Source organism: Brevundimonas lenta (assembly GCF_014196335.1).
In the GTDB taxonomy this organism is placed as follows: domain Bacteria; phylum Pseudomonadota; class Alphaproteobacteria; order Caulobacterales; family Caulobacteraceae; genus Brevundimonas; species Brevundimonas lenta.
Genome location: NZ_JACIDM010000001.1, coordinates 635510 through 652201, shown reverse-complemented (window position 1 = coordinate 652201; position 16692 = coordinate 635510). Strand labels below are relative to the sequence as shown.

The window sequence follows — 16692 nt, the reverse complement described above, 5'->3', positions numbered from 1 at the left end:
GGCATTCCGGACACAGGGTGGCGTCCGGGTGCTGCAGCGAGGCGGGATCGACCGGACTGGACGGCGTCAGGTCCCGATCATCTATCTCGTGCTCGTTCATCCATGCGGAACGGCCGGCATGGCCCTCCGGTTTCATGATGACAGGCCGCGGGCTTGGCTTTAGGGACCCGCTCATAATGGACGAGATCGAACGCCAATCCGAAGAGCGCGGCTGGGACACGGCGAAGACCCTCGCCGAGGCCCTTCCGTACATCCAGATCTATGATCGCAAGACGGTCGTGATCAAATACGGCGGCCACGCCATGGGCGAGAGCGCGGTGGCGAAACAGTTCGCCGCCGACGTGGTGTTGCTCAAGCTGATGGGCGTGAACCCCGTGGTCGTCCACGGCGGCGGCCCGCAGATCAGCGCCATGCTGGGCAAGGCCGGGGTCAAATCCGCCTTCGTCGACGGCCTGCGCGTCACCGACCCTGACACCATGCAGATCGCCGAAATGGTCCTGTCCGGCGCGGTGAACAAGGAAATCGCCCACTGGATCACCATGGCGGGCAAGGAAGCCGACGTGCGCGGCATCGGCCTGTCCGGCAAGGACGCGGGCCTCCTCACCGTCGAAAAGACCCGCCGGACCAAACGCGACCCCGACAGCATGATCGAGCACGAGGTCGACCTCGGCTTCGTCGGCGAACCGACGAAGGTCGATCCCAAGCTGATCACCCGCCTGATCGAGTCCGACGCCGACTGGGTGCCGGTCATCGCCCCGATCGGCGTCGCCGCCGACGGCCAGACCTTCAACGTCAACGCCGACACCGTGGCCGGCGCCATCGCCGGCTCGCTGGACGCCAAGCGCATGCTGCTGCTGACCGACGTGCCCGGCGTGAAGGGCGCGGACGGCCAGATCATCCGCCAGATGACGCTGGAGCAGGCGCAGGACCTGATCGACACCGGCGTCGCCACCGGCGGCATGATCCCCAAACTGGAGACCGCCATGGCGGCCGTCCGCGAGGGCGTCGAGGCCGTCGTCATCCTCGACGGACGCCGCCCGCACGCCATGCTGGTCGAGCTGTTCACCGAGCACGGCGCCGGCACCCTGGTGAAGGCCGGATGACGGCCCAGCCTGTCGAGACCACCGAGCTCGGCGCGGACCTGCGTCACGTCCGCGCCTGGGTGTTCGATCTGGACGACACCCTCTATCCGCCCGAGCGCCAGGTGCTAAAGCTGGTCGCCGCCCGCATTGGCGAGTTCATGGCGCGCGCCACCGGCCTGCCGCCCGAGGAGGCCCGGGCGCTGCAACGCCGCTACCTGATGGATCACGGCGCCGCCCTGGGCGGGTTGATGCAGGACTACACCATCGACCCGGTCGCCTTCCTCGCCGAGGTGCACGACGTGCCCCTGGACGCGCTGGAGCCCAGCGAAGGCCTGCGCGCCGGGCTGAGCCGTCTGCAGGGGCCGCGCTACGTCTTCACCAACGGTTCGCGCCGCCACGGCGAGCGCGTGCTGGAGAAGCTGGGCATCGCCGACCTGTTCGACGGCCTGTTCGGCATCGAGGACGCCGAGTTGCGGCCCAAGCCGCACCCGCTGACCTTCGATCGGATGCTAGCCCGCTTCGGCCTGAACCCCCGCTGCACCGCCTTCTTCGAGGACACCGAACGGAACCTCGAACTGGCGAAGTCGCTGGGCATGACCACCATCCTGGTCGGCCCGACCGCCCTGAACTCAACCGCGCCGTTCGTCGACTTCCGCGCCGCCAGCCTGCCGCCCTTCCTCGCCACCGCCCACCTCGCCGGAGACCCCGCATGACCACGGACCGCGCTCATCTGGAATCCGTCATCGAGGCCGCCTGGGAAGATCGCACCGCCATCTCGGCCGCCACGCACGGCGAGGTCCGCCACGCCGTCGAACAGGCGCTCGCCCTGCTCGACTCCGGCCAGGCCCGCGTCGCCTCGCGCGGCGACGACGGCGTCTGGACCACGCACCAGTGGCTGAAGAAGGCCGTGCTGCTGTCGTTCCGCCTGAACGACAACCAGATCATGCGCGCCGGCGATCGCGGCCCCGCCAGCCACGCCCCGGGCGTCGGCCCGTGGTGGGACAAGGTCTCGAACAAGTTCGGCGACTGGACCGCCAACCACTACCAGGAAGCCGGCTTCCGCTCGGTGCCCGGCTCGATCGTCCGCCAGGGCGCCTACATCGCGAAGAACGTCATCCTGATGCCGTCGTTCGTGAACATCGGCGCCTATGTCGACGAGGGCTCGATGGTCGACGCCTGGGCCACGGTCGGCTCGTGCGCCCAGATCGGCAAGAACGTGCACCTGTCGGGCGGCGCGGGCATCGGCGGCGTGCTTGAGCCGCTGCAGGCCAACCCGACCATCATCGAGGACGGCTGCTTCATCGGCGCCCGCGCCGAGGTCGCCGAGGGCGTCATCGTCCGCGAGGGCGCCGTGCTGGCCATGGGCGTCTACCTGTCCGGCTCGACGAAGATCGTCGACCGCGCCACCGGCGAAGTCTTCCGCGGCGAGGTCCCGGCCTACAGCGTCGTCGTCCCCGGCTCCCTGCCCGATCCGAACGGCGGCCCGTCGCTCTACTGCGCCGTTATCGTCAAGCGCGTCGACGCCCAGACCCGCGCCAAGACCGGCGTCAACGAGCTGCTGCGCGACTGACGCAGTTCCCATTCCGCCCGACTGCTGGCTATAGTCCGGGAATGTCGGGGGATTCAGTGACCGGTGGCGTACAGAACGACCCGGCCGCCGACATCTCGGTGGTGGGGCGGATCGACGCTGTCCCGTCGATACTTGAGGTCTGCTGCCGCATCACCGGCATGGGCTTCGCCGCCGTAGCGCGCGTCACCGAGGATCGCTGGATCGCCTGCGCCGTGCGCGACGAGATCAGCTTCGGCCTCGGCGTGGGCGGCGAACTGCCGGTCCGCACCACCCTGTGCGACGAGGTCCGCGACACCCGCGAGGTCATCGTCTTCGACCACGCCGCCGAGCATCCGCGTTTCGCGACCCACCACACGCCGCTGACCTACGGGCTGCAGAGCTACATCTCGATGCCGATAGTCCGGGCGGACGGCAGCTTCTTCGGCACCCTGTGCGCCATCGACCCCGACCCGCACCACGTCTCGAAGCCCGAGACGGTCGAGACCTTCCGCCTCTTCGCCCAGCTGATCGCCGTGCAGATGGACAACGAGGAGCGTTTCGCCCGGTCGGAGGCCGCCCTGCTGGGCGAGCGCGAGACCGCCGAGCTGCGCGACCAGTTCATCGCCGTCCTCGGCCACGACCTGCGCAATCCTCTGGCCTCGATCCAGGCCGGCTCCGCCCTGCTGCTAAAGGCCGATCTGGGCGAGCGCGCCCACGCCATCGCCCGCCAGATGCAGATCAGCGGCGAGCGCATGACCCGCCTGATCAGCGACGTCCTCGACTTCGCGCGCGGCCGTCTCGGCGGCGGACTGACCCTGGAACGCCAGCCTGCGGTCCAGCTGGACGCCTCGCTCGCCCACGTCGTCGGTGAACTGCGCGCCGCCAACAGCGGCCGCGCCATCCATTTCGAGTCCCGCCTGTCCGGTCCCGTCGCCTGCGACCCCGACCGGATCGCCCAGCTGCTGTCCAACCTGCTGGCCAACGCCCTGACGCATGGCGATCCGACGCAGCCCGTGCGCATCCACGTCTCCGCCGCCGACGGCCATTTCGAGCTGTCCGTGGCCAACGGCGGCCAGCCGATCCCGGAAAGCGCCCGCGCCCGCCTGTTCCGCCCCTTCACCCGGGCCGACGCAAGCAATCCCCGCGAGGGTCTGGGCCTGGGTCTCTACATCTCGTCGCGCATCGCCGAGGCGCACGCCGGGACGCTGGAGGTCTCGTCCGACGCGGCCGAGACCCGCTTCACCTTCGGGATGCCGACGGCCTAGCGCTTCTTGCCCAGCTCGGCGGCGATGTCCTTGACCATCCGCCCGGCCTTGCGGTGGGCCGTGGTGATCTGGTCGCGTGTCACGCCCCAGCGCTTCATCCAGTATTCGACCGCCTGACGCTCCGACAGGTCCAGCCGATCCTTGTCGATGAAGCCGCGCTTGTCCTTGAGGCCGGCCATGGTCGTTTCCCGTGCTGCAGACCTCCGGCCTACGCCGACCCGCCCGCGATGACCAGCCGCCGCTCAGTTCACCGGCAGTCCGAGCAACTGCACCACGCCCCAGACGCAGCTGATCGCCGCCACCACCACCAGGGCGACGCGCACCCGTGGAATCCGGAACACCTGCCCGATGCCGCCGAAGAACAGGGCCCCGGCCAGGATCACCGTCACCCGGACGAAGCCGTCGCTGTTCCGGTTCGCCTCCTGGCCCTCGAGGAAAAATGCGTTGGCCCGTTCCTCCAGCACCCGCGCCTGCTCTTCGTGCGTGATCTGGTAGCTGGGCATGGAGAAGGGCGTCCGCGGCGCCGACGGGTTCTTCATCGGCTGCAGCGCCAGCCACTCGGCGTGGGTCGTCCGGAAGCCGGCGCGGAAATTCTGCTCGTAGAAATCCTGCAGCGCCTCGTCCTCGGCCGCGAAGGCGCTCAGCCAGTTGGTGAACATCAGCATGTCCCCGCCCTGGATCTGGCCCGCGCGCGTCGCCAGCCTCGACGCCTCGGTCCGCACCGACTCGGCCTGGCTGTAGGCCGCCGCCTGATCGCCGTCCCACAGCTCGGCCTGGAAACTGGCCCAGGAGGTCAGCAGGGCCGCGATCGACAGGATCACCGCGCCGGCCAGCTCGGTCCACGTCTCCAGCCGATGGGGACGCGCGTTCTCGGGTGACGGGGGCTCGCTCGACTCTGCCATCAAGGCGCGATCCAATCAGATGGACCGCGCTCCCGGTATCAGGGCGATCCCTGGGACTAGTTCGCCGCCAGACGCACCAGCTTGCCGTCCTGCTCGTCGGTGATGGCCCAGATCGCGCCGTCCGGACCGACGGCCACATCGCGCACGCGTTCGCCGATGTCGCTCATCAGCCGCTCCTCGCCGACCACCCTGTTCCCGTCCAGGATCAGGCGGGCGATGTGCTTCTCCTTCAGCGCCGCGACCAGCAGGTTGCCGCGCCACTCGGGGAACATCGCCCCGTCGTAGAAGGTCATGCCGCCCGGCGCGATCACCGGATCCCAGTAGTAGACCGGCTGCTCCAGTCCCTCGCGGGCCGTGATCCCCTCGTTGATCGGCCCGCCGGCGTATTCCACGCCATAGGCGATCACCGGCCAGCCGTAGTTCTTGCCGGCCTCCGGGCGGTTCAACTCGTCGCCGCCGCGGGTGCCGTGCTCCATCGTCCAGACCGACCCGTCCGCGGCGATGGCCACGCCCTGCACGTTGCGGTGACCCGACGACCAGATCTCCGGCAGGGCGCCGCCCTGACGGTTGGCGAAGGGATTGTCCTGCGGGATCGAGCCGTCGGCGTTGATGCGGATCAGCTTGCCCATGTGCGAGGCCGGATCCTGCGCCTGCGGCCGCATCGGCCGGTCCGAGCGCTCGCCCAGGGTGACGAACAGATGGCCCTGGCGGTCGAAGGCCAGCGACGATCCGAAATGCTTGTCGCCGTCATAGGTCGGCAGGGCGTGGAAGATGACCTGCACGTTCTCGACCCGCGTCCCGTCGTCCGACAGGCGGCCGCGCGCCACGGCCGTGGCGTTGCCGCCCTCGCGCGGCTCGGCATAGCTCCAGTAGATCAGCCGGTCCTGACCGAAGGTCGGGCCCACGACCACGTCCAGCAGACCGCCCTGCCCGCGCGCCGACACCGCCGGCAGCCCCTCAATCGGCTCGCCCACCTGGCCTTGCGCCGAAACGATGCGCATCCGGCCCGGCTTCTCGGTCACCAGCCAGCGGCCGTCCGGCAGCAGCGCCAGGCCCCACGGATGCTCCAGGCCCGAGGCGACCACCGCATGGCTCATCGCCCGGTCGGTGCGCACGCCCGGCGCGCGCGTCTGGCCGGCGAAGGCCGGGCGCTGGTCCGGGGCGTTGGCGGCGCGGGTCTCCAGCGGCGCGCCGGGTTCTCCGGCGGGGGCGCCGTCCTGTCCGTTGGCGCCGCATGCGGCGGCCATGACGAGGGCGGAAACGGTGGCGGCGAGGGCGATCAGACGCATGACTGAAGCTCACTGGCAGGAATGTCGGGGAAACTGTCCTGCAACCGTTACAGTTCCCCGTTTGGTCCGTCACGGGGGGTGCGACAGAACGCGATGCGTCGCGCGCGTCCGAGGCGACTTGAAACCGCCCTGCGTCGCCTATATAGGCACGCCTCTTCCGGCGGACAGACCAGTTCCCGCCGGGACTCGAGCGACAGGTTCGTCGATTGGGGCTGGGTAGCTCAGCTGGTTAGAGCGGTGGATTCATAACCCACAGGTCGGCGGTTCGAGCCCGCCTCCAGCCACCATCACCTTCGCCAAGAACTCCGCTAGAGCACGGTACGCGGCGACTGACCGCGTGGACGAGCCCCTTCTTGCGACGCCTACCAGAGCGAGCTATGCGCAACCTGGGGGGATCGCATGAAGAATCGTTGGAAGTTTGCGCTGACTTGCGCAGTTATGGTCACGGCGTTCAGCGCTGTGGCTTGGGTCGAGGCGACACCGCTTGATCCACAAGCATCAGAATTTTCGACTGAAACATTGGCTCGATCCGTAATGGATTCCTGTGACCCAGCGAGCAAGGGTCCGTTCATCGGCGCGCCGCTTGATCGAGCAATCACTTGCCGCGACCTTACTGCCCAAGAAAGCATGGCGCTCTCTACGCGACGCCTCGTGTGGCTCAGCTGGCTCCAGATATTTGTCGCAGTCGGCGGGGCGGCCACCGTTCTCTGGACGGTCCTTGTTGCGCTTCGGTCGATGCGCCTCACCCAAGAGACGTTGCAACATCAACAGACAACCATGCGCCTTCAGTTGCGCCCGTCCATCAAACCGAATGGGGCGGCGGTACTCGAGTTATCTACGACCCGAGTCCGGGTCGATATTGATTTCGAGAACGTAGGAGCATCCACCGCGCTAAATTATCGACACGCTTGGGCTTGGAGAATTGTTCCTCGCACGACGGAGAAGAGTGAACTCGATCCAAAAAAACTGCGCATCACTGCCCCCGCAAGGAGCCTCACACGAGGCACGGACTGCGGTTTTGGCGTCTCATTGAGTGAGCAAAGTACCCTTCAACTGAAATTGGGCACCCACGTACTGCAGGTTGGCTACTGCGCGATATTTGAGGACGCACTGGGGGGACGTTACCAGTACACGTTCTCGAGAACCTTCTGGGGTCCGGATCTCGCTTTCGCCAAGGCGCTTGTACTGGAGTTTGATGATCCACAGCTCAAGGGTCGCGAGCCCTAACTGGGCCGCGCTGGCAACCGTTGGCGTAGGACTGCAACAGTTCAAGCTGTACGCAACCTCGCAACTGCGGTGGCGTTTACCGCCAAGGTTCAACGCTGAAGGGGCACGCCCATGCGCATCCAGACCATCACCCTCGCCGCCGTCGCCGCCCTGTCGCTGGGCACGGCCGCCTGCACCCAGGCCGAACAGGACAACGCCCAGGCCGACGCCAATGCCGCCGCTGAAAAGACCGGCGAGGCCGCCGAAAACGCCGGCTCGGCGCTGAAGGAAGAGGCCGCCCAGGTCGGCTCGGCCGTCGCCGCCGGCGCGGGCGAAGTGGCCCAGGAGATCGACGAGGGCACCGACAAGCTCGCCGCCGAGGCCAGCGAGCAGAAGGCCGAAACGAAGACCGACACCAGAGGCAACTAGGCCTTGTCATCCCGGACACCGCGAAGCGGTGATCCGGGACGCACAGCATCTGACTTACCGGCACGTCCGATTCTGACGCAGGCGGACGCTATCGTGCCGTCCATGCTCGCTGCAGTTCAGACGCTTCAGACTGATCAGACTGTTTTTTCGGTGCGCCCGGACGCGTAACCACTGAAAACACAGACTTTTTCGGCCATCCGGATCAGACTCCGGTCCCCCGCCGCCCGTGAGACTCGTGAGACTCGTGAGACCGGTTTTCGGCCGTCAGAGTCTCACGCCGGCTCGGCCAGCAGCGCATCGATCAGGGCGCGGGCTTCGGGGCTGGCCCAGTCGGCCTCGCCCGAGAAGTGGGCGCGGATGCGGCCCTGGCGGTCCAGCAGCACGGTCTGGGGCATCTTGCCCTTGCCCGGCAGTTCGAACGGCAGCTGGAATTTGGGGTCGCTGTACATCGGCAGCGGGTCGTGGACGTCGATGAAGCTCTTCGCGTCGGCGATGGCGTCGGGCGTGGCGTCGACGTTGATCGGCAGGACGACCAGGTCCTTGCCCTCGTACGCCTCGGCCAGGTGTTGCAGCGTCGGCATCTCGGTGCGGCAGGGCGCGCACCACATGGCCCACAGATTGACCACCACCACCTTGCCGCGGAAGTCGGACAGGCGCGCGTCGGCTCCGTCGCGGGTCTTGAACACATAGGCGGGGGCGGGCGTCAGCGCGGCGGGCGTCTCCAGCCGGGCGATCGATCCCGTGGCGAAACGGGCCAGTTCGCTTTTCGCCTCAACGGCGGGCTCTGCGCCTTTGTCGTTCAGGCCGGTGTTGGCGTATAGCAGCGCCGCGCCGCCGATCGCTCCGATCAGCAGCACGCCCGCAACCGCGCCGATTACCGCCCTGGATACCTTCATGCCCGACCAGACGCCTTCCGATCCCGCGACCAAAGCCCCTGGTATGGTGAAAGGTCAAGACATGTGGGGCGGCCGCTTCTCGGCGAAGCCCGCCGAAATCATGCAGGCGATCAACGTCTCCATCGGCGTCGACCAGCGCCTGTGGGCCCAGGACCTGGCCGGCTCGCGCGCGCATTGCCGCATGCTGGCGGCGCAGAAGATCATCGAACAGGCGGACGCCGACGCCATCCTCGGCGGGCTGGACGCCATCGAGGCCGAGATCCGCGCCGGCGCCTTCCCGTTCCGCGACCAGTTCGAGGACATCCACATGAACGTGGAGGCCCGGCTGGCCGAACTGATCGGCGAACCGTCGGGCCGCCTGCACACCGCGCGCAGCCGCAACGACCAGGTGGCGACCGACTTCCGCCTGTGGGTCCGCGACGCCTGCGACCGCCAGGTGGTGCAGCTGAAGGGCCTGCAAAAGGCCCTTCTGGCCCGCGCAGAACAGCACGCCGCCGACCTGATGCCCGGCTTCACCCATCTGCAGACCGCCCAGCCGGTGACCCTGGGCCACCACCTGATGGCCTATGTCGAGATGTTCGGCCGCGACGCCGGCCGCTTCGCCGACGCCCGCGCCCGCATGAACGAGAACCCGCTCGGCGCCGCGGCCCTGGCCGGGTCGCCCTTCCCCATCGATCGCCACATGACGGCGGCGACGCTCGGCTTCGACCGGCCGATGGCCAATTCGCTGGACGCCGTCTCGGACCGCGACTTCGCCCTCGAAAGCCTGGCCGCCGCCTCGATCTGCGCCGGCCACCTGTCGCGCCTGGCCGAAGAGATCGTGATCTGGATGACGCCGATGTTCGGGTTTGTGGCCCTGCCCGACGACCTGACCACCGGTTCGTCGATCATGCCGCAGAAACGCAACCCTGACGCCGCCGAGCTGGTGCGCGCCAAGACGGGCCGCATCATGGGCTCGCTGGTGGCCCTGTCGACGGTCATGAAGGGCCTGCCGCTCGCCTATTCGAAGGACATGCAGGAGGACAAGCCACCGGTGTTCGAGGCCTTCGACGCCCTCGATCTGGCGCTGGGCGCCATGACGGCGATGGTCGCGGCCCTGCAGCCGAACACGGAGCGTATGCGCGCCGCCGCCGGCGCCGGCTTCTCGACCGCCACCGACCTGGCCGACTGGCTGGTGCGCGAGCTGAACCTGCCGTTCCGCAAGGCGCACCATGTGACCGGCGCGGCGGTGAAGAAGGCCGAGGCCCTGGGCGTTGATCTGGCGCAACTGCCGCTGGAAGAATTGCAGGCTCTTCACCCCGGCGTGACGGAAGGGGTGTACAAGGTCCTCACCCCTGAGGCTTCCTGCGCCAGCCGCCAGAGCTTCGGGGGCACCGCGCCGGAACAGGTCCGCGCGCGCATCGCTGATTGGAAGGCGCGTCTGTGATGAAAAAGCTGCTTATCGTGGGCGCCGCCCTGCTTGCCGTCTCCACCGCCGCCTGCGGCCGCATGGCCGACCTCGACGCGCCGCCCGCCCGCGCCACCGAGCGCGGCATGCGCGACGAAGGCGCCAAGAGCCTGCCGGAGCCCGGCGCGGTCAACGCCCCGAACCGCGAGCTGCCGATCGACGGCGGTCCCAGCTCGAACCCCTACGACGGTCCGGGCAACAGCCCCGGCAAGGCCTGACGGAAAACAGTTGCATCACTTCAGTCGTATCGACGGCGCGCTTCATGCCGAGGCCGCGCCGCTCGAAGCCGTCGCCGACGCTGTCGGCACGCCCGCCTACGTCTATTCGTCCGCCACGCTGAAGCGCCACTACGGCCTGCTGCGCGAGGCGCTGGATGACCATAAGGCGGCCCTGGGCGACGCTCTGATCGCCTTCGCGGTGAAGGCCAACTCCAACCTGTCGGTGCTGGCCACCCTGGCCCGCCTGGGCTGCGGCGCGGACACGGTCTCCGAAGGCGAAATCCGTCGCGCCCTGGCGGCCGGCATCCCCGCCGACCGCATCATCTTCTCGGGCGTGGGCAAGACCGACGCCGAACTGGCCTTCGCCATCGACGCCGGCGTCCGCCAGATCAACATCGAAAGCGGCGCCGAGCTGGACCGCCTGATCGCCGTCGCCGCCTCGAAGGGCGCGGCCCCGGCCATCGCCATCCGCGTCAATCCGAACATCGGCGCCGGCGGCCACGCCAAGATCACCACGGGCGGCGCCACGGACAAGTTCGGCGTGCCTATCGAGGAGGCGATCCCCCTCTACGCCCGCGCCAGCGCCTCGCCGCACCTGACGCCCGTCGGTCTCGCCTGTCACATCGGCAGCCAGATCACGACGCTGGCGCCGATGGAGGCCGCCTTCCACACCCTGCGCGGGGTCGCCGAAACCCTGCGGGCGCAGGGCCATTCCGTCGCCCGCCTCGATCTCGGCGGCGGCCTCGGCGTGCCCTACCACGGCCAGACCGACCTGCCCTCGATCGCCGACTATGTCGCCATGTGCGCCCGCGTGCTTGACGGCCTGGAGGTGGAAGCCGCCTTCGAGCCCGGCCGCCTGCTGGCCGCCAACGCCGGCGTCCTGATCAGCCGCGTCATCCAGGTCAACCAGCGCGCCGACGGCCGCCGCTTCCTGGTCCTCGACGCCGGCATGAACGACCTGATGCGCCCGGCGCTCTACGACGCCTTCCATGACCTGGTTCCGGTCCGTCCCCGCGAGGGCGAGCTTCAGGCCTACGACCTGGTCGGCCCCATCTGCGAGTCCACCGACATCTTCGCCCGCGACCGCATGCTGCCGCCGATGCAGGCCGGCGATCTCGTCGCCTTCATGAGCGCAGGCGCCTACGGGGCGGTGCTGTCCAGCGAGTACAATTCCCGCCCCCTGGTCCCCGAGGTGCTGGTCGACGGCGACCGCTGGGCCGTCGTCCGCCCACGCCCGACCTACGAGGACATGTGGGCCCGCGAACCGAAGGCGCACTGGCTCCAGACATTGCCGTAACGTCGGTTCGTGACGATATTCCGCCTACCGGATGGAGGGCGGAGCGATGACGGATACGGGTCTGGGCGAGGTCGAGGGCGGTTTCGGCGGCGGCGGCCTCGATTTTCCTCTCGACGAGGACGAGGGAACGGGCTCGGGCGCGCGCCTGATCGCCTTCCTCAGGGCGCTCGACGAGGATCTCCGGGCCATGCTCGCGGACGACGCCTTCCTGGAGGACGATCGTCGCGCAGGCGCCCTCGCCGCCTACGAGTCCGGGCCCGCCGGCGAGATCGAGGCCATGATCACCCTGCTGGAGTCCGACTGGGACACCGTGGCCCCGGAGGTCATCCGCCACGGCCTGACGGGCCTCCAGGCGGACTTCAAACTGGGCGCCCAGGAGGAGATGCGGCGCATCTACCGGCAGGGTGAAATCGAGCCTGCGGCGGCCGCCGCGGAACAGTATCTGGCCGCCTCGGACATCATCCTCGAAAGCCTCTCGTCGGCACTGGGTGGCGCAGGCGCCGCCCTGATCGAGTTCAAGAAGATGATCGAATGGCTGAAGGGCCTCGCCGCCAAAGGCTGGCGCGGCCTGCTCGGCCTGCGCTGACGGTCAGTCCAGCGCGCACACGTCCGGCAGACCCCTCAGGGCCCCGGCGTGATCCAGGCCGTAGCCGACCAGGAAGCGGTTCGGGGCGTCCCAGCCGACGAAGTCAGGTTCAGGTGCACGGGGCAGAGGCCAGGGCTTCTTCGCGAAGACCACGGTCAGGACCTCCGACGCGCCCTTCGCCTTCGCGATCCGCACCGCCTCGGCCAGCGACAGGCCGGTGTCGAAGACGTCGTCGACGATCAGGACCCGCCGGCCCTCGATGGAGCGCTGGAAGTCGGCGTAGACGTCGATCCGTCCCCGGCTGCTCTGCTCATCGCCATAGGAGGCCAGCCACAGGGCGTCGAAGCGCACGTTGCGGCCGATGCGCGACAGGGCCCGGGTCAGGTCGGCGGCGAACCACAGACCGCCCGTCAGCAGGACGGCGGCGACGGTCTCATCGTCGATGACGGGCGCGATCCTGGCGGCGAGGTCGGCGACGATGCGCTGGACCTCGGCTTCGGGCAGCAGGACGGTGGGCGTCGGTGTGTCAGCCATGCCCCGCCGATACCGCCGCGGAGGGGGCGGAGTCGAGAGCGGGGGCGTGCTGATCCATCACCGGCACGGCGTCGATGGGCTGCATGCGAAGCGTGGTCGTGTCCGGCGACAGGGCCGGACGCAGGCCGCCCTCTTCCGAAGCGGTGATAGCGCCCCCGGCCGGCGCATGCATGGCGGGAGCCTTGTGCGCGGGTGCGGCCGGAGCGCGGGCCGGCGCCGCGGGCACGACCTCATCCAGGGCGAAGTCGACGCCGATGCCCTCGCCGCGGGCGCCGGGGTCGGGAATGATGGCGGCGAAACCCTGCACCTTGCCGGGCAGGACCGGGGCGGCGTCGATACGGACGATGGCGTGACCGATCTCGGCGCCATGGGCGTCCAGCAGAGCGACGCGAACCGGCGGGGCGATGCGTTCGTCCTCGCGCACGTTCCTGAGCGCACCGGAGACCAGCACCTTGCCGGGATCGTTGGGCAGCGGACGGGCGGTGATCGCCTCGAAATCGAGACCGGTCGGGTTCACGGTCAGGCCGACGGCGGCGTAGGCGGCGGCGGTGCGCGGGGCCATTTCGACGATGTCGACGCGGAACAGCCATGCGGCGGCCAGCAGCACAGCGAAGCTGGAGGCGACGCCGGCCCAGACCGCGCCATGGGTCGCGGCGCGGCGCAGGCGACGCTGCTGCTCGGCGCGGGCGCGGAAGGCCCTCGGCAGTTCAGGCGCAGGCGTTTCGGCCAGCGATTCCGCCGCCGGTTCGTCACGACGGCCGAAGCTCGGAGCCTCGACGGCCGGCGGGGAGACGGTCAGTTCAAGGGGCTCTTCCAGCGTCGCACGCCAGGTGTGACGGCAGGTCTTGCAGCGAACCATGCGTCCGCCGGGCCCGATTGCGTCATCGGGGGCGAAATAGCTGGTGGCGCAGGACGGGCAGGTCAGTATCATGTGCGCTGACTGCGAGGCTCTTCGCCCCCTCCTGTCGCGGCCCTCGCCGCGTCCTGACCCGAAATCGATGTCCGTTCAGCCCCGCCGCGCCGCCGAAACCGCCCCTGCGCCCGACACCGTCCGCCTTGGGGGCGTGGGTTTCGGCTATGCAGAGACGCCCGACGTGCTGAGGGACGTTAACCTCATCCTGCCAGCGGGCTCTTTCCACTTCCTTACCGGCCCGTCCGGAGCCGGAAAGTCCACTCTACTCAAACTCCTGACCCTTGCCGAGCGACCGGTCGCCGGGTCGCTGGAACTATTCGGTGAAGACGCGGGCTCCGCGCCCCGTTCGGCCCTGCCCGCCTTCCGTCGCCGGATGGGGGTGGTGTTCCAGGATTTCCGCCTGCTGGATCACCTGACCGCCTTCGACAACGCCGCCCTGCCGCTGAGACTTTCTGGCGCGAAGCTGGACAGCTATTCGGCCGACGTCGAGGAGATGCTGGACTGGGTCGGGCTGGGTTCGAAGCTGGATGCGCGCCCCCCGGCGCTGTCAGGCGGCGAGAAGCAGCGGCTGGCCATCGCCCGCGCGGTGGTCACCGGTCCCGAACTGATCGTGGCCGACGAGCCTACCGGCAGCGTTGACGCCGTCATGGGCGAACGGCTGCTGAAGCTCTTCCAGACCCTCAACAAACTGGGCACCACCATCCTGATCGCCAGCCACGACGAAAGCCTCGCCGAACGATCCGGCGCCACCCTGCTGCGGCTCGAGAACGGGCGCGTCACCGGAGGCGCTGCGTGATCCCGGGGCTGACGGGGCGCCGCGCCCCCATCCTGCCGCGCGACGCCGGGGGCGAACCCTGGCTGGCGGCCGTCATCGCCGTGCTGTGCTTCCTCGCCTGCCTGTCGGCCGTTGGCGCGCTGGCGGCCGATCGCGCCGCGCATGGCTGGGCCCGCCAGCTGCGCGCCGAGGCGACCGTTCAGGTTCGTCCGCGTGTGGGAGAGACGGGGGCCGAGGCCGCCGCGCGCGCCGCTGAAACCCTCGCCGGTGTGGACGGCGTCGAGGAAGCTCAGGCGATGGATCGCAAGACCGCCGAGGCCCTGCTGCGTCCCTGGATCGGCGACGCCGTGCTGCCGGATCTGCCCCTGCCCTTCCTCGTCACCGTGCGGCTGGATCGCGACGCGCCCGCCAGCCCCGTGTCCCTGAGCCGGGCCCTGGCCAGCGCCGGGGTCGACGCCACCGTCGACGACCACAGCCTGTGGCGGCGCGAGGTCGAGCGGTCGGCCGGGCTTATCACCGTGCTGGCCGCGGCCGCCTTCCTGCTGACAGCCGGCGCGGCCGGGGCGGCGGTCGCCTATGCGACCCGGGCCGGGATGGCGGCGCAGGGCGCGCTGATCGAGACCCTGAGCCTGAACGGCGCCTCCGACGGCCGCATCGCAGGCCTGTTCCAGATGCGCTACGGCCTGCTGGCGGCGGGGGCCGGAGCCGCCGGGGCGCTCGCGGCCATGCTGGTCACGGCCTTCGTCCGCTTCCTCGGGGGAGCCGAAGGTGTAACCCCCGCGCTACCCGTGACGTGGAGCGACGCCTTGATCCTCTCGCCATGCCCGCTGCTGGCGGCTACTGTGGCGCTTGTTGCGGCGCGCTTCGCCGCGCTGGCGCGACTGAAGGGGCGTGGTTAGGTTCAAGGCCATGAAGTTTCTGACCTTCATCGCCATCCTGGCGCTGATCTGGCTGATCGGCCTGTTCGCCTTCGCGGACCGGGTCCGCGGCTACACGCCTGCAGCCGAGCCGGCCCGCGCCGACGCCATCGTCGCCCTGACCGGCCCGTCGGCCGAGCGGGTCAACGCCGCCATCCGCCTGCTGGAGCAGGACAAGGGCGAGCGGGTGCTGATCTCGGGCGTCAATCGCGAGGTCCGCCGTCAGGAGCTGCGCGCCCTGACCCCGGGCTCCAACCGCCTGTTCAACTGCTGCGTCGACCTGGGCTTCGAGGCCGAGGACACCATCGGCAACGCCACGGAAATCGCCGCCTGGGCCAACTCCAAGGGCTATGACAGCCTGATCGTGGTGACCTCGGACTACCATATGCCGCGCGCCCTGACCGAGATCCGCGCAGCTGCGCCGGGGATCGAGCTGACCGCCTACGCCGTCGAGACGCCGTCGCTGGACAATTCGCGCTGGTGGCGGGCCGCGGTGACCGCGCGTCGTATGACGTTGGAATATATGAAGTACCTCGCCGCCCTCGGCCGTGCCGGGATCGGCAAGCTGAGCGGCGAAGGACGCCCGGACTCCGCCGATGCGCCGGCCGGAGAGACGACGCCGGAAAAGAAGGCTGCCTGACGTGAACACCCTGCGTTCGCTGCTGTTTACAGCGTGGCTGTATCTGTCGATGCCGCTGTTCACCGTCGGCCTGTCGCCGACGCTGCTGATGCCCCACCACATCGCCATGGGCGTGATCAAGCTTTGGGCGCGGTTCGTGCTGTTCGGCCTGCGCTGGATCGCGGGCGTGAAGGTCGAGTTCCGGGGCCTGGAGCACCGCCCGTCCGGGCCCGCCCTGATCGCCTCGAAACACCAGGGCATGCTCGACATCGTCGTGCCGTTCATCCTGTTCGACGACCCCGCCATGGTGATGAAGAAGGAGCTGATGCCCCTGCCCTTCATCGGCTGGTTCGCCGGCAAGACGCGAATGATCCCGGTCGATCGCGAGGCCCATTCGAAGGCGCTGAAGGAGCTGGTCCGCAACGCCCGCGCCCGGCTGGCCGACGGCCGTCAGATCGTCATCTTCCCCGAGGGCACCCGCACCGTCCCCGGCGCGGCGCCCGATTACAAACCCGGCGTCGCCGCCCTGTATCGCGACCTCGACGTCCCCTGTGCGTTGATGGCCACCAATTCCGGCGAGCACTGGCCGGCGCACGGCTTCCATCGATACCCGGGCACGGTGGTGTTCGAGTTCCTGCCGCCCATCCCCGCCGGTTTGAAGCGGGCGGAATTCATGGCCCAGCTGGAAGAGCGGATCGAGACGGCGTCGACGAAGCTGCTGGGCCACTGATGCTTCACCGGACGCGTTCCGGAGCGTAGCGTGCGGCC

General features: G+C 69.2%; 20 protein-coding genes and 1 tRNA gene. 15 read left to right on the top strand and 6 right to left on the bottom strand.

What is annotated here, in order from left to right; all coding sequences use genetic code 11:
• Positions 1–176: 176 nt before the first annotated feature.
• From argB to GGR12_RS03315, 4 genes are read left to right on the top strand one after another with little or no spacing between them, the layout of a single operon-like run.
• On the top strand, positions 177–1103 hold the full coding sequence (argB, locus tag GGR12_RS03330; protein ID WP_221212189.1) for an acetylglutamate kinase: 927 nt from the start codon (positions 177–179) through the stop codon (positions 1101–1103).
• On the top strand, positions 1100–1795 hold the full coding sequence (locus tag GGR12_RS03325; protein WP_183202882.1) for a pyrimidine 5'-nucleotidase: 696 nt from the start codon (positions 1100–1102) through the stop codon (positions 1793–1795). Before argB ends, GGR12_RS03325 begins: the two co-directional genes overlap by 4 nt.
• Positions 1792–2652 (top strand): 2,3,4,5-tetrahydropyridine-2,6-dicarboxylate N-succinyltransferase, encoded by an 861-nt coding sequence (gene dapD / locus GGR12_RS03320; protein WP_183202880.1) that lies wholly within the window; start codon positions 1792–1794, stop codon positions 2650–2652. The genes GGR12_RS03325 and dapD overlap by 4 nt, the downstream gene beginning before the upstream one ends.
• Positions 2653–2708: 56 nt before the next feature.
• Positions 2709–3896, top strand: coding sequence for an ATP-binding protein (locus GGR12_RS03315; protein WP_221212188.1), 1188 nt, complete (start codon positions 2709–2711; stop codon positions 3894–3896).
• Here the strand turns inward: GGR12_RS03315 and GGR12_RS03310 are convergent.
• The 3 genes from GGR12_RS03310 to GGR12_RS03300 form a co-directional block, all read right to left on the bottom strand.
• A complete protein-coding gene (locus tag GGR12_RS03310) occupies positions 3893–4075 on the bottom strand; it encodes a DUF3606 domain-containing protein (RefSeq protein ID WP_183202877.1) in 183 nt (60 codons plus the stop codon). The two genes, GGR12_RS03315 and GGR12_RS03310, sit on opposite strands and share 4 nt — an antisense overlap.
• Before the next feature lie 63 nt (positions 4076–4138).
• Positions 4139–4798 carry a hypothetical protein gene (locus GGR12_RS03305; protein WP_221212187.1) on the bottom strand — a complete coding sequence of 220 codons (660 nt, stop codon included), beginning with the start codon at positions 4796–4798 and terminating at the stop codon, positions 4139–4141.
• A gap of 56 nt (positions 4799–4854) precedes the next feature.
• Positions 4855–6087, bottom strand: a complete 1233-nt coding sequence (locus GGR12_RS03300; protein ID WP_183202874.1) for a PQQ-dependent sugar dehydrogenase — start codon at positions 6085–6087, stop codon at positions 4855–4857.
• 210 nt (positions 6088–6297) lie between these two features.
• On the opposite strand from GGR12_RS03300, the gene GGR12_RS03295 reads away from it, so the two are divergent.
• The 3 genes from GGR12_RS03295 (at position 6298) to GGR12_RS03285 (ending at position 7722) form a co-directional block, all read left to right on the top strand.
• Positions 6298–6374, top strand: a tRNA-Met gene (locus tag GGR12_RS03295).
• A gap of 112 nt (positions 6375–6486) precedes the next feature.
• Positions 6487–7314, top strand: coding sequence for a hypothetical protein (locus GGR12_RS03290; RefSeq protein ID WP_183202873.1), 828 nt, complete (start codon positions 6487–6489; stop codon positions 7312–7314).
• Positions 7315–7425: 111 nt separating this feature from the next.
• Entirely contained in the window at positions 7426–7722 is a 297-nt protein-coding gene (locus GGR12_RS03285; RefSeq protein ID WP_183202871.1) for a hypothetical protein, read from the top strand.
• Between the two features lie 272 nt (positions 7723–7994).
• Here the strand turns inward: GGR12_RS03285 and GGR12_RS03280 are convergent, their stop codons facing one another.
• Positions 7995–8618: a TlpA family protein disulfide reductase gene (locus GGR12_RS03280; RefSeq protein ID WP_183202869.1), complete on the bottom strand. Its 624-nt coding sequence runs from the start codon at positions 8616–8618 to the stop codon at positions 7995–7997.
• A gap of 43 nt (positions 8619–8661) precedes the next feature.
• On the opposite strand from GGR12_RS03280, the gene argH reads away from it, so the two are divergent.
• From argH to GGR12_RS03260, 4 genes are read left to right on the top strand one after another with little or no spacing between them, the layout of a single operon-like run.
• Entirely contained in the window at positions 8662–10044 is a 1383-nt protein-coding gene (gene argH / locus GGR12_RS03275) for an argininosuccinate lyase (protein WP_425486204.1), read from the top strand.
• Positions 10044–10283: a hypothetical protein gene (locus tag GGR12_RS03270; RefSeq protein ID WP_183202865.1), complete on the top strand. Its 240-nt coding sequence runs from the start codon at positions 10044–10046 to the stop codon at positions 10281–10283. The genes argH and GGR12_RS03270 overlap by 1 nt, the downstream gene beginning before the upstream one ends.
• Positions 10284–10293: 10 nt before the next feature.
• Positions 10294–11580: a diaminopimelate decarboxylase gene (lysA, locus tag GGR12_RS03265; RefSeq protein ID WP_183202863.1), complete on the top strand. Its 1287-nt coding sequence runs from the start codon at positions 10294–10296 to the stop codon at positions 11578–11580.
• A gap of 46 nt (positions 11581–11626) precedes the next feature.
• Entirely contained in the window at positions 11627–12166 is a 540-nt protein-coding gene (locus GGR12_RS03260) for a hypothetical protein (RefSeq protein WP_183202861.1), read from the top strand.
• A gap of 3 nt (positions 12167–12169) precedes the next feature.
• On the opposite strand, the gene GGR12_RS03255 is transcribed toward GGR12_RS03260, so the two are convergent.
• Both GGR12_RS03255 and GGR12_RS03250 read right to left on the bottom strand, forming a co-directional pair.
• A complete protein-coding gene (locus tag GGR12_RS03255; protein WP_183202859.1) occupies positions 12170–12700 on the bottom strand; it encodes a phosphoribosyltransferase in 531 nt (176 codons plus the stop codon).
• A complete protein-coding gene (locus GGR12_RS03250; protein ID WP_183202857.1) occupies positions 12693–13631 on the bottom strand; it encodes an MJ0042-type zinc finger domain-containing protein in 939 nt (312 codons plus the stop codon). The genes GGR12_RS03255 and GGR12_RS03250 overlap by 8 nt, the downstream gene beginning before the upstream one ends.
• Positions 13632–13698: 67 nt before the next feature.
• On the opposite strand from GGR12_RS03250, the gene GGR12_RS03245 reads away from it, so the two are divergent.
• From GGR12_RS03245 to GGR12_RS03230, 4 genes are read left to right on the top strand one after another with little or no spacing between them, the layout of a single operon-like run.
• Positions 13699–14409: a cell division ATP-binding protein FtsE gene (locus tag GGR12_RS03245; protein WP_183202855.1), complete on the top strand. Its 711-nt coding sequence runs from the start codon at positions 13699–13701 to the stop codon at positions 14407–14409.
• On the top strand, positions 14406–15287 hold the full coding sequence (locus tag GGR12_RS03240; protein WP_343053075.1) for a cell division protein FtsX: 882 nt from the start codon (positions 14406–14408) through the stop codon (positions 15285–15287). Before GGR12_RS03245 ends, GGR12_RS03240 begins: the two co-directional genes overlap by 4 nt.
• 10 nt (positions 15288–15297) lie before the next feature.
• Positions 15298–15945, top strand: a complete 648-nt coding sequence (locus GGR12_RS03235) for a YdcF family protein (RefSeq protein WP_183202853.1) — start codon at positions 15298–15300, stop codon at positions 15943–15945.
• A gap of 1 nt (position 15946) precedes the next feature.
• Positions 15947–16654 carry a 1-acyl-sn-glycerol-3-phosphate acyltransferase gene (locus tag GGR12_RS03230; RefSeq protein ID WP_183202851.1) on the top strand — a complete coding sequence of 236 codons (708 nt, stop codon included), beginning with the start codon at positions 15947–15949 and terminating at the stop codon, positions 16652–16654.
• Positions 16655–16692: the final 38 nt, after the last annotated feature.

Excerpts from the sequence above, each read along its gene's own strand:
- argB (WP_221212189.1), top strand. The coding sequence starts at position 177 with ATGGACGAGATCGAACGCCAATCCGAAGAGCGCGGCTGGGACACGGCG.
- GGR12_RS03325 (WP_183202882.1), top strand. The coding sequence starts at position 1,100 with ATGACGGCCCAGCCTGTCGAGACCACCGAGCTCGGCGCGGACCTGCGT.
- dapD (WP_183202880.1), top strand. The coding sequence starts at position 1,792 with ATGACCACGGACCGCGCTCATCTGGAATCCGTCATCGAGGCCGCCTGG.
- GGR12_RS03310 (WP_183202877.1), bottom strand. The coding sequence starts at position 4,075 with ATGGCCGGCCTCAAGGACAAGCGCGGCTTCATCGACAAGGATCGGCTG.
- GGR12_RS03305 (WP_221212187.1), bottom strand. The coding sequence starts at position 4,798 with ATGGCAGAGTCGAGCGAGCCCCCGTCACCCGAGAACGCGCGTCCCCAT.
- GGR12_RS03300 (WP_183202874.1), bottom strand. The coding sequence starts at position 6,087 with ATGCGTCTGATCGCCCTCGCCGCCACCGTTTCCGCCCTCGTCATGGCC.
- GGR12_RS03290 (WP_183202873.1), top strand. The coding sequence starts at position 6,487 with ATGAAGAATCGTTGGAAGTTTGCGCTGACTTGCGCAGTTATGGTCACG.
- GGR12_RS03285 (WP_183202871.1), top strand. The coding sequence starts at position 7,426 with ATGCGCATCCAGACCATCACCCTCGCCGCCGTCGCCGCCCTGTCGCTG.
- GGR12_RS03280 (WP_183202869.1), bottom strand. The coding sequence starts at position 8,618 with ATGAAGGTATCCAGGGCGGTAATCGGCGCGGTTGCGGGCGTGCTGCTG.
- argH (WP_425486204.1), top strand. The coding sequence starts at position 8,662 with ATGGTGAAAGGTCAAGACATGTGGGGCGGCCGCTTCTCGGCGAAGCCC.
- GGR12_RS03270 (WP_183202865.1), top strand. The coding sequence starts at position 10,044 with ATGAAAAAGCTGCTTATCGTGGGCGCCGCCCTGCTTGCCGTCTCCACC.
- GGR12_RS03260 (WP_183202861.1), top strand. The coding sequence starts at position 11,627 with ATGACGGATACGGGTCTGGGCGAGGTCGAGGGCGGTTTCGGCGGCGGC.
- GGR12_RS03255 (WP_183202859.1), bottom strand. The coding sequence starts at position 12,700 with ATGGCTGACACACCGACGCCCACCGTCCTGCTGCCCGAAGCCGAGGTC.
- GGR12_RS03250 (WP_183202857.1), bottom strand. The coding sequence starts at position 13,631 with ATGATACTGACCTGCCCGTCCTGCGCCACCAGCTATTTCGCCCCCGAT.
- GGR12_RS03245 (WP_183202855.1), top strand. The coding sequence starts at position 13,699 with ATGTCCGTTCAGCCCCGCCGCGCCGCCGAAACCGCCCCTGCGCCCGAC.
- GGR12_RS03235 (WP_183202853.1), top strand. The coding sequence starts at position 15,298 with ATGAAGTTTCTGACCTTCATCGCCATCCTGGCGCTGATCTGGCTGATC.